Origin of the sequence: Burkholderia sp. WP9 (assembly GCF_900104795.1) — a bacterium.
GTDB lineage: Bacteria > Pseudomonadota > Gammaproteobacteria > Burkholderiales > Burkholderiaceae > Paraburkholderia.
On record NZ_FNTG01000002.1, the window covers coordinates 2,518,685 to 2,534,510 of the forward strand.

Genomic DNA, 15,826 nt, shown 5'->3' on the forward strand with positions numbered 1-15,826 from the left:
GATGTGCCGCCGGAGAGCATTTCTTTCGCTCGATGCGTGACGCAAACGCATCGAGCGGTGACGAAATCGCAAACGGGTCACGCCTTTTTCACGGTTCGGCAATCGTGAACCAGAAGTCGAACTTGTCGAACTGCCCGAGCATCTCCTTGAACTTCGCACGGTCACCGTCGAATGTTACCTTTCCGCTGTCTGCGAGGTTGCCGAGCTTGAGCTTGCCAAGAGCAATATCGTCGAGGGTCGAGCGGTCCAGCGTCACGGTGGCATCGGGGCTGGCGAGCGTTTTGCCCTTGCCGTAGTTCATCACGCCGTTCTTCACCGTCAGCGCATAGTTTTCCTTGATATCGGGGAATACGATGTTGAACGCGTAGCTCCTGTCTCCCACCCTCGGGCCGTTCAGGTGGATGGCGAGAAAATCCAGGAACATTTCGGTGGTCATGCCACGAATGATGTCAGGGGACGAAGTGTTCGGCGTGGCAACTTTCACCACTCCGCCGCGCAACTCCTGGGCGCCGCTCAAATAGAAGTTACGGGTCGGGCCTGACTCTGCCTGGTAACCCAACTGTTCGAGCGCGTCGGCCTCGAGGTTGCGCGCCGCCTGATTCTTCGGCTGCGCAAATACCAGCTTGTTCGTAATGGTTGCGGACCAGCGGTAGTCGCCTTTGTCGTAGGCGTCTTTTGCGCGCTTCATCATTTTGTCCGCCCCGATCATTTCCACGTACTTCTTCGCCTCATCAGTCGGCGGAAGCGGGTCGAAGTCCGCCGGGTTGGCGTCCCACCAGCCGAGATAGAGTTGGTAGGTAGCACGTACGTTGTGCTTCAGGTTGCCGTAGTAGCCCCGATTATAAAATTCCTTGGCCAACGAATCCGGCAGTACGAACTCATCGGCTATTTCGTGCATGGTCAAACCCTGGTTCGCCATGCGCAGCGTCTGGTCGTTGATGTACTTGTAGAGGTCGCGCTGCTTCTCCAGGTGCTGTACGACACGCTCGTTACCCCATTGCGGCCAGTGGTGGCTCCCGAACGAAACCACCGCGTCTTTGCCCCAGAGGTCGATGGTCTCGTTCAGTGCTCCGGCCCACTTCTGCGCGCTTCGGACCTTCGCACCGCGCAAGGTCAGTATGTTATGCAGAGTATGGTTGGCGTCCTCAGCCAGGTCGATTGCCTTGAACTGCGGGAAATAGAACAGCATCTCCGCAGGGGCCTCGGTGCCGGGTGCCATCTCGAACACGATCTCAACGCCATCCACGGTGAGTGTTTCGCCCGTCTTTGTGATGAGCTTGCTAGGCTCGAAAACGGTAATCGTCCCGGCCGCGGTCGTCAGCCCGAGGCCGCCGCCTACATTTCCGCGGGGGTTTTTCGGCAGCAGGTTGCCGTACATATAGGACGCCCGGCGGCTCATGACATTGCCCGCGAACACATTCTCGCTGATCGCCTCTTCCATGAAACCCTCGGGCGCGATCACCGGAACCTTGCCCGCCCGGACATCCTTTTCGTCGACGATGCCGCGAATGCCCGCAAAATGGTCGACATGGCTATGCGTGAAAATCACGCCGGTGATGGGCAGGCGCTCGACCTTGCTGTTGACCAGTTCGAGTGCAACCTTTGCAGTCTCTGTCGAGGTGAGTGGGTCGATAACGATCCAGCCGGTCTTGCCTCGCACAAACGTAATATTGGCCAAGTCGATGTTTCGCACTTGGTAGATGCCATCCACCACCTTGAACAGCCCACGAATCGCGAGGAGTTGCGACTGACGCCACAGACTCGGGTTGACCGTCGCCGGGGCCTCTGCTGTGCTCTTCAGGAAGTCGTACTGGGCGAGGTCGATCACGACGTTGCCCGCCTCGCCCTTGATTACCGGGCTGGGCACATCGGCGATAAACCCGCGTCGCGCGTCTTCGAAATCCTGCTGGTTCGAAAACGGCAGATAGGCATGCAGTTTCCCATTGACCTCTCGAGTCGAGCGGGTCGCGTCCTGCGGAGTCTGCGCCATGGCGGGCGCGGCGACGACAAGCGCCGCGCACCATCCCAAGGTGCTGATTATTCGTGTACCGGTTTTCATTACGGCTCCTTGTCGGATATCACCTGTTCAATGCGATCGAGCGGCAGTTGTCGTGGGTTGAATATGCGGTCCAGCGGCTTGCGACAGTTGATCCAGAGCAACGTCTGCGAGCGCATTCGGGAAAGCCCTGCGTCCGGCGTGGTGCTCGCGAGCGTGAAGGCGGCGGATATATGCCCGGATTGTTAATTGGGTATGCCAGGTATTTATAGAAAACGTGTCGACCACGTTGTCCGTTATCGGAAGGAGAAATGGCGCGTATTGATGGCAATCGGGCGGAAGCGGCGGCCATATTGGCCTCGGAATGCCACACCACCAGCCGAGGGTAGTTGTCGCTCCAACTACCGCGTCCCAGCGCCTTGCGCCCATCATCAGGCGCCATTAATATCTTTTCCGACCTAATCCAGCCAGAAAAATATATTGGACGTCTTACTCGCTCTCTCGCATTATTCGTCCATTCTCGTCGCACACCGTCCGCGCTATCGCACGCCACTGCTCATGGGGCAGTGGTAAGCCATCGCCGCCCGTCAAGGCACGACTGGCCGGGCTGCGCCGAGGCAAGTCAAATTTAAACGACCCCAATATCTGAGGATACAGATGCCTGAATATCGTTCACGAACTTCGACTCATGGTCGCAACATGGCCGGCGCGCGCGCCTTGTGGCGCGCTACCGGCATGAAGGACGGTGATTTCGGCAAGCCCATTATTGCGGTGGTGAATTCGTTCACCCAGTTCGTGCCGGGCCATGTGCATTTGCGCGACCTCGGCGCGCTGGTCGCGAAGCAAATCGAAGCGGCCGGCGGCGTCGCCAAGGAATTCAACACCATCGCAGTAGACGACGGCATCGCCATGGGCCACGGCGGCATGCTGTACTCGCTGCCCTCGCGCGAACTGATCGCCGACTCGGTGGAATACATGGTCAACGCGCACTGCGCCGACGCCATGGTCTGCATCTCCAATTGCGACAAGATCACGCCGGGCATGCTGATGGCCGCCATGCGCCTGAACATCCCGGTGGTCTTCGTCTCCGGCGGTCCGATGGAAGCCGGCAAGGTCAAATCGCCGAAAGACGGCCAGGTGATCGCCAAGATCGACCTGATCGACGCGATGATCAAGGCGGCCGACTCGAGCGTCAGCGACGCGGAAGTCGCGGAAATCGAGCGCAATGCCTGCCCGACGTGCGGTTCCTGCTCGGGCATGTTCACGGCGAACTCGATGAATTGCCTGACCGAAGCGATCGGTCTGGCGCTGCCCGGCAACGGCACGATCGTCGCCACGCACGCATGGCGCAAGGGGCTGTTCGAGCAGGCGGGCCGTCTGGTGGTGGACTTGTGCCGCCGCTACTACCAGGAAGAAGACGCGTCGGTCCTGCCGCGCAGCATCGCCACCAAGCAGGCATTCGAGAACGCCATGGCGCTCGACGTGGCCATGGGCGGTTCGACCAATACCGTGCTTCACCTGTTGGCGGCGGCGCAGGAAGCCGGTGTCGATTTCACCATGTCCGACATCGATCGCATCTCGCGCAAAGTGCCGTGCCTGTGCAAAGCCGCGCCCGCTACCGACAAATACCATATCGAAGACGTGCACCGTGCCGGCGGCATCCTCGGCATTCTCGGCGAACTGGCGCGCGCGGACCTGCTCGACCTGTCGTGCGGCAACGTGCATAGCGGCACGCTGGGCGATGCGATCGCCAAATGGGACATCGCGGGCGGTGCGGGCGAAGAAGCGCAGAAGTTCTTCCGCGCGGCTCCGGGCGGGATTCCGACCACCGTCGCGTTCAGCCAGGAAGCCACGTTCACCTCGCTGGATACCGATCGCAAGACCGGCTGTATCCGCAGCAAGGAGAGTGCGTATTCGAAAGACGGCGGTCTCGCGGTGCTTTACGGCAACCTCGCGGACAAGGGTTGTATCGTCAAGACCGCGGGTGTCGACGAATCGCAGTGGATTTTCTCGGGGCGTGCGCGCGTTTTCGAGAGCCAGGACGATGCTGTCGAAGCCATTCTGGGCGACAAGGTCGTGGCCGGCGATGTGGTCGTGATCCGCTACGAAGGCCCCAAGGGCGGTCCCGGCATGCAGGAAATGCTTTACCCGACGTCGTATCTGAAATCGAAGGGCTTGGGCAAGACCTGCGCGCTCTTCACCGACGGCCGTTTCTCCGGCGGTTCGTCCGGGCTGGTGATCGGGCACGCGTCGCCGGAAGCGGCCGAAGGCGGCACGATCGGCCTGGTGGAAGACGGCGATGTGATCGAGATCGACATTCCCAAGCGCAAGATGCACCTGGTGGTGTCGGACGAGGAACTGGCGAGCCGCCGTGCAGCCATGGAAGCCCGCGGCGACAAGGCGTGGATGCCGGTTGCTCGCGAGCGCGTAGTGTCGCAGGCGTTGCAGGCCTATGCGGCGCTGGCCACCTCCGCCGACCGCGGCGCGGTGCGCGATATCTCGCAACTGAAGCGCAAGTGAAGTGCCAAGGTCCTGTCGCGGTCAGGCGATCAGGACCAGGAGTCGACACGCCGGGTAATGCCCGGCGGTCGCGTTGCTGCTCGAGCTGAAAAGCGTCGGGCAGCGACTGTCCCTGACGGCCGCGCCCTTGCAACGAGGGCAGGCCGCGTGGACTTTCCGCGCACAGAGTTCACTGCGCGTGGCGTCGGCAGATCAGCACCTGCCGCGTATGAGGCTACGCAGCCGAATACTTCGGACGCGCTTCGCGTTCCAGATACCCCAGACAGAGCGACTCGAGTTGGCCGCGAAGCTTGCGGATCATCGATTGCGGCGGCTTCCCTTCAAGCAGCGAACGTACGGGGCCGGCCAATGCGCCCATGAACATGAAAGTGGTCGTGGGAATGTCGTCAAAATGCGCGTCGGACGCCGTCTTTAGCATAGCCTCTAGCGCCACGCGGTGACGCGACTGCACTTCGCGAACGTAGTCGCGCGAGTCGAGTTCGAGCGCCACCGCGTATAGAGCACGCGATTCGTCCAGATTCTCCGTTTTTGCCTTCACGAATGCCGCAACGACAGCCTTCACCATCGTCGACAAAGAGGCGCTGTGCGCTGACAAGGCGGCGGCCTCCATTGCGCTCACCACCTTTTCCAGATGCCGTTGCAGCACGGCGAAGAGAAGCGCCTGCTTTTGCGGGAAGTACTGGTAAAGCGTGCCGACCGAAACGCCGGCTCTCTCCGCCACCCGGATCGTGGTGAGCCGCTGCAACCCCTCGGCCAGCAAAACCTGAATAGTCGCGTCGAAAATCGCGTCCACGGTCGCCAGGGAACGCGCCTGTTGCGGCTGTTTGCGGGCGTTCAGCCCCTGTCCGTTATCCGTGCGCATATGCGAATTCACAATCTGAATGATTATTCGTATTCTAGTCGAACGTGTTGCGGCTACTGCAACAACAATCCGAACGAAGGAGTGGGTCGATGACCGAAGTTACGCGGGCAGGTACTTTTCAACTTGGCGAGCGTCCTGTGACGCGCATGGGTTACGGTGCGATGCAGCTAGCGGGGCCGCACGTTTTCGGGCCACCGAAAGACCGCACCGCGGCGATAGCGGTGCTTCGTGCTGCAATCGAAAGCGGAATCACCCACATCGATACGAGCGATTTTTACGGCCCCCATGTCACGAATCAGCTCATTCGTGAGGCGCTTCATCCTTATCCCGATGCGCTAACGATTGTCACGAAGGTGGGCGCCAGCCGAGGGAGCGATGCCTCGTGGAACCTTGCGTCGTCGGCGGCCGAACTGGAATCGGCGGTGCATGACAACCTTCGCCATCTCGGTCTCGATGCGCTCGACGTCGTGAACTTTCGCGTGATGTTCGACGTGGGTGCACCCGCCGAGGGCGATATCGAGGCGCCGCTAACCGCGCTTGCGGAACTTCAGGCGAAAGGCTTGATTCGTCACATCGGGTTGAGCAATGTGACCGCAAAGCAGATCGCGCAGGGACGCTCGATCACGAAGATTGCGTGCGTGCAGAACATGTACAACCTGGCTCATCGTAACGATGACGCGCTGATCGACAGTCTTGCCGAAGATGGCATCGCGTATGTTCCGTTTTTCCCGCTCGGCGGCTTCTCTCCGTTGCAGGCCGAAGCGTTGAGCGCTGCTGCAGACCAATGCGACGCGACACCGATGCAGGTGGCGCTTGCCTGGTTGTTGCAGCGCTCGCCGAACATCCTGCTGATACCGGGAACCTCGTCGGTCGAGCATCTGAAGCAGAACATCGCAAGCGTGAACCTTCGTTTGCCAGAGGATGTCTTGTCGCCGTTGGACACCATCGGTTCCGGGAATACGAAAGACTGAGGTGCTCATCTGCCACGAGGTGTGGTCGCGCGTGAAAACGTGGACGAACGTCCTGAACATGCTGGCGCGTTGCCATAAACCTTCACAAAGCGACCATGCTGCATTTCGATCGTCCCATGATCGACTGCCGATAAAAAGACGGTAATTATCAAACGGAGCGGCGAAACCTAAGATGCCTTCTTGATTCGGGTCGGACCTGATCCGATCCGCCACCGTGCCATCGGCACACCAGATCAGGGAGCATCGCAATGGATATCCGGACGAGCGGCGCGAGAATTCGCGTCATGGAGCAGGGGGAGGGAGAACGGGCACTCGTGTTCCTTCACTACTGGGGCGGATCGTCCCGCACTTGGGACGGCGTCGTCGGCCGCTTGTCGACGCCATGCCGAACCGTTGCCACCGATCATCGCGGATGGGGTGACTCGGACGCGCCCGAGCACGGCTACACGATTGCCGATCTCGCGAACGATGCACAAGAGGTCATCGAAACACTGGGACTGCGGCGCTACATTCTGGTCGGTCATTCAATGGGCGGAAAAGTAGCGCAGTTGCTTGCGTCCCGGCGACCTGCGGGATTGCAGGGCCTGGTGCTCGTGGCGCCGTCGCCGCCTTCGCCCATGGCTCTTCCTGAAGAGCAGCGCGTGGCGATGGCAGCAGCCTATGATTCGCGCGAGTCGATCGAGTGGGTGCTGGACAACGCACTCACGGCGAATCCGCTCACGCCGGCCTGTCGTGAGCAAGTCATCGCCGACAGCCTGCGCGGTGCGCCGCAAGCCAAAGCTGCGTGGCCACGCACCGCCATGCTCGAAGACATTACTGACGATGTGAGGTCCATCAATGTCCCCGTGCTGGTGATTGCCGGCGAGTTGGACAAAGTTGATCGTGTGGAGACGTTGCAGAAGGAGTTGCTGCCCCGGATTGCAGGCGCGCGCTTGCAGGTGTTGCCGGGCATCGGCCATCTGTCGCCGCTCGAGGCACCCGAGGCGGTCGCGGCGGCGATCGAGAAGTTCGTGGCAGCCCAAGACGCCGCCGCATAGCTCGTGCATAGACGACGTGTCACGCGCATGCGGCGCCACGCTGAGCGGCACGCCGCTTCTGCCGCCTAGGACTTCACCCGTTTTGGCTTGTCGGAGGAACGACGCGGGCTGGCGCTACGCCGCGTCGGAATGCGATCCCACGGCGGATCGTCTCCGAATGCCGCCACCAGATGGTCGAGGAACCGGCGCACTTTGAGTGGCATGTGACGCGCGCTCGGATAGACCGCCTGGATCGTCAATTCCGAGGTGTGGTACTCCGGCAGCAGTTCGACGAGTTTTCCAAGCGCGATCTGCTCTCCAAACACGAACGTGGGTCCATAAACGATACCGGCTCCGGCGAGTGCCGCGGCAAGCAGCATCTGGGTGTTGTTGGCCGAGATCCGGCTCGGCCCGTCGATCACATGCGAACGGCGTTTCGCATCGACCAGCGTCCAGTCTCCCACGGACACAGCTTCACTGAACGTGAGCCGCGGCGCCTGCCGCAGGTCGTCCGGATTGCGCGGCGCTCCGTGACGCCTGAGATAGTCCGGGGACGCGCAGATCACCATTCGGCACGGTGCGAGCCGGCGTGCGATCAACCCCGAATCGGGCAAACGCCCAATTCGAATCGCAATATCGACACCGGCTTCGAGCAGGTCGACATAGCGGTCACTCAACGACACTTCGATTTTGACCTGCGGATTGTCTTCCACAAAGCTCGCGAGCACGTCGCCGAGATGCATGGCGCCGAAAGTGACCGGAGCGGAAATGCGCAGCACGCCACCAGGCGCTCCGTGTGCATCACCCGCCTCGCGATTGGCCTCGTCGTAGGCTTCGAGGATCTGTTTGCAGCGTTGGTAATAGTTTTGACCGATATCGGTCAGGCTCAGACGGCGCGTCGTGCGCTGGAGCAGTCTTACATTCAGTTCGGCTTCGATCGCACTCACGTATTTGCCGGCCATCGCGGCGGATAACCCGAAACGTCGCGCGGCGGCTGCAAGACTGCCTTCATCGACCGCCGCGACGAACACGCCCATGCCAGTCAACCGGTCCATTTGCTCCTCGATTCGATAGCTGGATTATCGGATGGGTCAGCATAAACGAAAATACCCAACTTCCAGCCAACTCCAGGAAACGGGAACGCAGCAACTTTGCTGCGACAGGCGAAGTCAGGCGAAGTCAGGCGATCGCGGCTTTCGCCATCAGCCCCAGCGCGACGCATATCAGGATGGTCGCGAAACCGAGTTGCACCCGGTGCGCCGGGAGACGGTGCGACGCGGCGCGTCCTGCGAGCATGCCCGCGCCAGTGGCGAGGCTGAACCACAGCACCACTTCGAGCGGTAGCGAAGCGCCGTGGCGCATCGTGGCGATGACACCGCCACCGCCGACCAGTGTGATGACCAGAAGCGAGGTAGCCACGACACCGTGCATCGGCACGTTGGTCAGCTTGCGCATCATCGGCACGATGATGAATCCTCCGCCGACACCGAGCATGCCGGTCATCAGTCCGGTAACCGCACCCGTTGCCGCGAGCGCCGCGCCCGTCGCCCACGACCAGACGAGCCGGCCGGTCGCGGGGTTGACGCGCGCCACGCACAGCGCCGATTCGGGCTGCGGTGCCGCACCGCTGCGGAGTGTCTGGCGTAGCAGCCGGACCGCGACGATCAGCATCACGCTCGCAAAGAGCGCAAGCAGCAGGCGTTGTGGCAACGCGTGGGCGAGACGGGCGCCCACGGCGGTCGCTGGAATGCCGGCGATCGCCATGAACAGCGCGGCACGATATCGGACCAGCCGCTTGCGGAAGGCTTCAAGTGCGCCGACCGCGGCACTGCTCGATACGGCGACGAGCGCGACCGGCGTGGCCTGCTGCATTGGCCAGCCCATCCCGAACACCAGCGCGGGCACCGCGAGAATGCCGCCGCCCGCGCCCGTCAGACCAAGCAACGCGCCGACGATCGCGCCGAGAAGAAGTGAGATCAGCATCGATAGCCTTGAGGGTTGATGACAAGCCGCCGCTCATTCGGCGAGACGGGGATGGGCGAGCCACTCCTTGCCTTTGAGCATGCCGCGCCAATAGAGCGGCGGCAGGATGCGCTCCTTCAGCAGCCAGGCGAGCCGCGATGGATGCTTGCCGTCGATCAGCCAGCCGGGGAACGTCGGTGCGACCTTGCCCCCGTAGAGAAACTCGGCAAGCACGATCTTGCCGCGTTCGACCGTGAGCGGACACGATCCGTATCCGTCGTACGTTGCGACACCCGACATAGCGCCGAGCGCCGCGAGCACGTTGTGCGCGACGACGGGCGCCTGCTTGCGAGCGGCGGCCGCTGTCTTTGCGTTGGGCGTGTTCGTCACGTCGCCGAGCCCGTAGACGTTATCGAAGCGCTTATGGCGCAGCGTGCTCTGGTCGACGTCGACCCAGCCCGCCGCGTCGGCAAGCGGACTGACGGCGATGAAGTCGGGCGCCGTCTGCGGCGGCACCACGTGGATCATGTCGAATTCCGTTTCGACACGTTCGGGCGCGCCGCCCGCCACCGTACGCGTGAAAGTGGCGCGCTTCGCCTCGCCGTCGATCGCGCTCAGGTTGAATCCGAAATTCAGCTTGATGCCGTAACTCTCGACGTATTTCATCAGCGCGGGCACGTAGTCGGCCACGCCGAACAGCACCGCTCCCGCGTTATAAAACTCGACGTCGATCCCGCCGAGCCTCCCGGTGCGCTGCCAGTGATCGGAGGACAGATACATGGCCTTTTGCGGCGCGCCGGCGCATTTGATCGGCATCGGCGGCTGCGTGAAGAGCGCGCGTCCGCCCTTTAGCCCCTGTACGAGGCGCCACGTGTACGGGGCGAGGTCGTAGCGATAGTTCGAGGTGACGCCATTGCGGCCGAGGGTCTGCGCCAACCCTTCGACGGCGTTCCAGTTGAGCTTGAGCCCTGCGCAGACGATGAGCTGGCTATACCTGACAACGCGGCAACCCTCGAGCACCAGCGCATTGTTCTCCGGCTCGAACGCCGCTACGGCGCCCTTGATCCGGTGCACCCTGGCCGGCAGCACGTCGTCCATGGTGCGCGCCGTCGTCTCGGGCCGGAACACACCGGCGCCGACCATCGTCCAGCCCGGCTGGTAGTAGTGCGTGTCGGCCGGATCGATCACGGCGATATCCAGCCCCGGCGCGCGCGCGAGCAGGCTCGACGCTGTCGCGATGCCCGCGGCGCCGGCCCCCACGATGACGACGTCGTGCCGCTCCTGTGAGACGACGAGGGGCGACGCGATCCGCCCGGCAAGGCCGGTCAGGTCGTGGCCGGCAGCTTGCGGGTTCGTGTGCTTTCTGATTTCCATTGCTTCTCCTAACTATTGTGCCGACGCTCAACGCATCCGTCAGAGCGCATTCACCGGAATCTTGATGTACGAAACGCCGTTACTCTCGGGCTCGGGCAGATGGCCGGCGCGCATGTTGACCTGAACGGAAGGAAGAATCAGAACAGGCATATCGAGCGTCGCATCGCGGGCCTTGCGCATTTCGACGAAGGCCTGCTCGGGTGTTCCTTCGCGTACGTGAATGTTGTGCTCGCGTTCGTCCGCGACCGAGCTTTCGTACTGCACCGGACGGCCACCCGGCTGATAGTCGTGGCACATGTAAAGGCGTGTTTGCGAAGGCAGGCTCAGGACACGGCGGATCGAGCGGTACAGGGTGGATGCGTCGCCTCCCGGAAAGTCGCAGCGGGCGGTGCCGTAATCGGGCATGAAGAGCGTGTCGCCCACGAATGCCGCGTGATCGTCGCCGTCGCTCACGACATAGGTGACGCACGCCGGCGTGTGGCCGGGCGTGTACATCACGCGCACTTGCAGCTGTCCCAGGGCGAAGGTTTCGCCGTCGGCGAAGAGGTGATCGAACTGCGAGCCGTCCGTGGCAAACCCATGCCCGGCATTGAAGAGCTTGCCGAACACCTGCTGCACGCGCGTGACCTGACCGCCGATCGCGATTCTCCCGCCTAGCCGTTCCTTGAGATACGGCGCGGCGGACAGATGGTCCGCGTGCACATGCGTCTCCAGCAACCATTGCACGCTTGCGCCTAGTGCTTCGACGCGGGCGGCTAGCCGATCGGCCGACACGGTTCGCGTCCGGCCCGACTTCGGGTCGTAATCGAGCACGCTGTCGATCAGCGCGCATTGCTGCGAGCGCGGATCCAGCAGCAGATAGCTGATAGTCCACGTGGCGGGGTCGAAGAATCCTTCGACGATAAATTGGCTGGCTGTCATTGCAGTCGTTCCTCGTGCCGGACGGGCTGTCCAGCAACATTCGGAGGCGACTTCAATCAAGTATCGTGCCAGTCGCGCCTTGGTGTCGCGCGGAAGTTCTAAATCCATGATCCACATCGATTTTTATGCGCCCCCGCGCCGCCCTGAAGCGGCCCGCGCCAAAGAGAGCGTCAGGCGACGGACTGCCACTGTCTGCCATATGGCAGTCGTGGCAGAAATGGCAGTCGGCGCGTATAGTGCTCATTCCTCGACGTATTTCCGGTCTGCAACCATGATCCTGCCCGAGCCTTCATCCGTCCCGAACGCCTCGTCTGATGCGGTGCCCGCGCAGCCTGGCGCCCCCGAGATTGCCGCTCTCGTGTCCTATCTGGAATACGACCCGCAGCCTTCGATCGTGCTCGACCCGGACTACCGCATTCTTGCGGCCAACACCGCGTACCGGCGGCAGTTCGGCGTCGCGGGGCAGCCGCACGTTGGGCGACGCTGCTACCAGGTATCGCACCACTACGACGTACCATGCGACCAGGCCGGCGAGCATTGCCCGATGAAGCGGGCGTCCGAACTCCGCAGCGCGGATCGCGTGCTGCACATCCATCACACGCCGCGCGGCCCCGAACATGTGGACGTGGAATTGCGGCCAATCTTCGACACGCGGCGCGAGATCGTCGCGTATGTCGAGCGGCTCTCGACGGTGCGCGGCGCCTCCGCGCGGCCAAGCGTGGACGGGTTGGTGGGACGCGCACCTGCGTTCAACGAAGCGATCGCGGCATTGCAGCGTGTCGCGCCCTCGATGTTGCCTGTCCTCCTGCTCGGCGAGTCCGGCACGGGCAAGGAACTGTTCGCCCATGCGCTGCACGAGGCGAGCGATCGGGCACAACGGCCGTTCGTGGTGGTCGACTGCTCTGGCATCACGGAGACGCTGTTCGAAAGCGAATTGTTCGGCTACGAGAAAGGCTCGTTCACCGGTGCCGTCAACCGCAAGCCTGGGCTCGTCGAGACGGCCCAGGGCGGGACTCTGTTTCTCGACGAAATAGGCGATGTGCCATTGTCGATGCAGGTCAAGCTGCTGCGTCTCATCGAGACGGGTGCGTTTCGCCGCGTCGGCAGCGTGGAGACGCAGCGCGCGGACTTCCGGCTCGTCGCCGCGACGCACAAGCCCCTTGAGCAGATGCTGGCGGCCGGACAGTTCCGCTCGGACCTGTATTTCCGGATCAGCGCGTTCCCGATTCGTCTGCCCGCGCTGCGCGACCGCTCCGACGACATTCCATTGCTGGTGGATTCGACGCTGCAACGCATCGCCTCGGGGCGCGGCACCGCGCCGCGCAAGACTTTGGTCGCACCGGAGGCGCTCGCACTGCTACGCGCGTATCGCTGGCCGGGCAACATTCGCGAGCTGCGCAATGTGCTCGAACGCGCGAGCCTGCTTGCCGACGATGGCGTGATCCGGCCGGAACACCTGCCGGAGATGGTCAGGGGCGAGGTGCCGTCGGCGAGGCCAGAGCATGCGGCCTTACGCCTTGCTGGTCGCACCAAGCTCACGGATGTCGAACTGGCCCGCATAGCAGCGGGTTTCGTGGGGATGCGCAGAGACCTTGCAGCACAACTCGGCATTAGCGAGCGCACGCTGTACCGGCGGCTGAAGGCTCTCGACCAGGTTGACTCCAACGGCGAGCACTAAAGAAAAGCATTGCGCGCGATGACCGTCCGCGGCTTAGAAAAAGCGCAGTGCAGGCGGTTCAAATGCACGCCATCTGGCGTGCGCGCTGTGCCAGGCATTCCGGCCACCGGGCGCACTATCAACACGAGAAACACGAAGCGAACCGGCAATCAGCGCGCGTCCCGCCAGGCAACTCTCGCCTCATCAAAAGATCACAACCGCGGTCGCTTGCCTTGCCCCCAAACCTGAAAACTCATTTGCGCCGAGGGCACTACCGGCGCGGTTTGCCAGAACGTAAATTCATTTCACGACTTCGCTGCAAACACAGCGGAGCTGGCCAACCTTGATTTCAGGAGAAACAACATGCTTGATCGCACCGACGCAGCCCTTCTGGCAGACGACACCAACGTCACCGATAGCGCGCAATACTTCGAATACACCAAAGCGGCCAACCCGATTGGCGCAAAACTGATTTCGCGCGTTCCCTTCAAGACGTTCCCCGCTGACCTGTATGCCGACGGTCCGACTCGCGTCGTTGCGCTCGACCTGTCAGCGGAACTGGGTTGCGACGCACCGGCGACCGGCCCGGGGTTGGTCGCCAACTTCGTTCGGATTCTGAAGGGGGAGCGCGTCGAACTGGACCCGCTGGCCACATCGCAGATTTTCTATGTCATTCGCGGATCGGGATCGGCGGTGCAGGGCGGACACACGATTTCATTTACGCAAGGCGCGTTCTTCTCGTTGCCCGGCGGTATCGAATCCACGATTTCGGCGCTCGAAGATGTCGCGTTGTACTACGTCACCGACGCGCCATTGCTGACTTACCTCGGAGTGGATTCGGTTTCTCCGCGATTCGCCCCGACCTTGTATCCGGCGGAACGCGCCGAGGCCGAACTGCAGAAAGTCGCCAAGGATACGCACGCCGCGCTTCGTAGCCGTATTTCCGTGCTGCTGGCCAACGCCAGTTTTCCGCAAACCCGCACGGTGACGCACGTGCTGTGGGCAATGTTCGGTCTGCTTCCTGGAAAGTCGGTTCAGAAGCCGCACCGTCATCAGTCGATTGCGCTGGACTTCATCGTTGATTGTCCGCAGGGATGCTATAGCCTCGTCGGCACGGAACTGGACGAGCAGGGCAATATTGCGGACGCCACCCGAGTCGATTGGGCGCCGGGCCTCGCGTTCGTGACGCCGCCGGGATACTGGCACGCCCACTTCAATGAATCGGACGAAGATGCCCGGCTCATTCCCATTCAGGACGCCGGCTTGCAAACTTATTTGCGCGCACTGGATATCCGCTTTGCCAAATAAGCAGGCTGTCATCGAGCAATAGAAAAGTCTCTGTCCGTCGTACTCGGCGAGCCCGTCGCGCACTTCCAGTGCGTGACGGGCTCGCCATTGAACTGATCGCATGCCAAGGGCTTTGCACAAACGACATGGGCGCAGCCTCGGCCTTCTGCCATCTGTTCCGGCGAATGAATTCGGGTTCAGCACGCACGCCGGCGGTGTGAAGGCTGATATCGTAAGCTACCCTGCACTGACAGTGCGTGCCGGCTGAAACGCCCAGACTCGATTGAAGGGCGCCGCGCCCCGCCGCAGTCCACTTTGGATTTCCACATGGATTACTTCGCAGCAGTCCGGACATTCGTGCGCGCAGCCGAACTGGGTAGTCTCACTCGCGCTGCCCAGGAGTTGTCCATCAAGACGTCGACCGCGTCGCGACATTTGAACGAACTCGAAGCCGATCTCCGCATTGCGCTTTTTAACCGGTCGACTCGTGGGCTCTCGCTCACGGAGGGCGGCAAGGTGTTCTACTCGCGCGTCTCGGAGGTGCTCACTCAGTTGAAGGATGCCAAGGACGCAACGTCGTCGCTCAACCAGAGTCCTTCCGGGGTGTTGCGTGTGACGCTGCCCGTTTCGTTCGGGCGGAAACACGTCGTGCCGCACATCGGCGAATTCATGGACCGGTATCGCGATATCGATATCGATGCAATCTTCACGGACGACGTCCTCAATCTCATCGAGTCACAGGTCGATCTGGGCATCCGCATAGGCGCGTTGCAGGATTCGTCGCTGATGGCCCGCCGTCTCGCGCCGCACCGCGAATTGGCATGCGCGGCGCCGGCGTATGTGAAGGCGAGCGGCGCACCCGTTACGCCCGCTGCGCTGAAAGATCACGCTTGCCTGATGTTCTCGCGAACAGCGGGGAATGTCTGGTACATGAGGCCTCGGGCAGACACGGCGTCCGAGTGGCAGAAGGCGAGCGCGAGTGGCCGCCTCACGATCGACGATACCGATGCGTTGCTTGCAGTCACGTTGGCCGGAAGAGGGATCGCCCTACTGCCCAGCTGGCTGGCGGACGAAGCACTTGGCGACGGTCGTCTCACACGCATATTGCCGGACTGGGAGATCCGTTCGTCGCGCGAAGAAGCTTCGATCTGGGCGGTTTATCCGAGGAAGAAAACGGTGTCGTCCAAGGTTCGGTCGTTTATCGACTTTCTCGCTGAAAAACTTGGCGAGAAGGCGCACTGATACACCACGACCTGTCGG

At 62.2% G+C, this 15,826-nt stretch carries 12 protein-coding genes; 6 read left to right on the forward strand and 6 right to left on the reverse strand.

Annotated features, from left to right (window positions below):
- Positions 1–88: 88 nt before the first annotated feature.
- Positions 89–2,059: an alkyl/aryl-sulfatase gene (locus BLW71_RS32395; RefSeq protein WP_091806907.1), complete on the reverse strand. Its 1,971-nt coding sequence runs from the start codon at positions 2,057–2,059 to the stop codon at positions 89–91.
- A gap of 594 nt (positions 2,060–2,653) precedes the next feature.
- Between BLW71_RS32395 and ilvD the strand changes: the two genes are divergently transcribed.
- A complete protein-coding gene (ilvD, locus tag BLW71_RS32400; protein ID WP_091806910.1) occupies positions 2,654–4,516 on the forward strand; it encodes a dihydroxy-acid dehydratase in 1,863 nt (620 codons plus the stop codon).
- A gap of 214 nt (positions 4,517–4,730) precedes the next feature.
- Here the strand turns inward: ilvD and BLW71_RS32405 are convergent, their stop codons facing one another.
- Complete coding sequence (locus BLW71_RS32405) at positions 4,731–5,378, reverse strand: TetR/AcrR family transcriptional regulator (RefSeq protein ID WP_091806912.1); 648 nt, start codon at positions 5,376–5,378, stop codon at positions 4,731–4,733.
- 89 nt (positions 5,379–5,467) lie between these two features.
- Here BLW71_RS32405 and BLW71_RS32410 point away from each other — a divergent pair, with 89 nt between their 5' ends.
- Together BLW71_RS32410 and BLW71_RS32415 are read left to right on the forward strand one after the other, a co-directional pair.
- A complete protein-coding gene (locus BLW71_RS32410) occupies positions 5,468–6,349 on the forward strand; it encodes an aldo/keto reductase family oxidoreductase (RefSeq protein WP_091806914.1) in 882 nt (293 codons plus the stop codon).
- Positions 6,350–6,597: 248 nt separating this feature from the next.
- Entirely contained in the window at positions 6,598–7,386 is a 789-nt protein-coding gene (locus BLW71_RS32415) for an alpha/beta fold hydrolase (RefSeq protein WP_091806917.1), read from the forward strand.
- 65 nt (positions 7,387–7,451) lie between these two features.
- Here BLW71_RS32415 and BLW71_RS32420 read toward each other — a convergent pair whose 3' ends face one another.
- The 4 genes from BLW71_RS32420 to BLW71_RS32435 form a co-directional block, all read right to left on the reverse strand.
- The gene (locus BLW71_RS32420; protein WP_091806919.1) at positions 7,452–8,420 is read right to left on the reverse strand and encodes a LysR family transcriptional regulator; all 969 of its coding nucleotides are present in this window, start codon (positions 8,418–8,420) and stop codon (positions 7,452–7,454) included.
- Positions 8,421–8,544: 124 nt separating this feature from the next.
- Positions 8,545–9,348 carry a sulfite exporter TauE/SafE family protein gene (locus BLW71_RS32425; protein ID WP_091806921.1) on the reverse strand — a complete coding sequence of 268 codons (804 nt, stop codon included), beginning with the start codon at positions 9,346–9,348 and terminating at the stop codon, positions 8,545–8,547.
- A 33-nt stretch (positions 9,349–9,381) separates the two neighbouring features.
- On the reverse strand, positions 9,382–10,701 hold the full coding sequence (locus tag BLW71_RS32430; RefSeq protein ID WP_286162173.1) for an NAD(P)/FAD-dependent oxidoreductase: 1,320 nt from the start codon (positions 10,699–10,701) through the stop codon (positions 9,382–9,384).
- Between the two features lie 39 nt (positions 10,702–10,740).
- A complete protein-coding gene (locus BLW71_RS32435) occupies positions 10,741–11,622 on the reverse strand; it encodes an MBL fold metallo-hydrolase (RefSeq protein WP_091806923.1) in 882 nt (293 codons plus the stop codon).
- Between the two features lie 271 nt (positions 11,623–11,893).
- On the opposite strand from BLW71_RS32435, the gene BLW71_RS32440 reads away from it, so the two are divergent.
- The 3 genes from BLW71_RS32440 (at position 11,894) to BLW71_RS32450 (ending at position 15,808) form a co-directional block, all read left to right on the forward strand.
- On the forward strand, positions 11,894–13,300 hold the full coding sequence (locus BLW71_RS32440) for a sigma-54 interaction domain-containing protein (RefSeq protein ID WP_091809136.1): 1,407 nt from the start codon (positions 11,894–11,896) through the stop codon (positions 13,298–13,300).
- 342 nt (positions 13,301–13,642) lie between these two features.
- The gene (locus BLW71_RS32445) at positions 13,643–14,587 is read left to right on the forward strand and encodes a cupin domain-containing protein (RefSeq protein WP_091806925.1); all 945 of its coding nucleotides are present in this window, start codon (positions 13,643–13,645) and stop codon (positions 14,585–14,587) included.
- Positions 14,588–14,893: 306 nt separating this feature from the next.
- Positions 14,894–15,808 carry a LysR family transcriptional regulator gene (locus BLW71_RS32450; RefSeq protein ID WP_091806927.1) on the forward strand — a complete coding sequence of 305 codons (915 nt, stop codon included), beginning with the start codon at positions 14,894–14,896 and terminating at the stop codon, positions 15,806–15,808.
- The last annotated feature ends 18 nt before the right edge of the window (positions 15,809–15,826 follow it).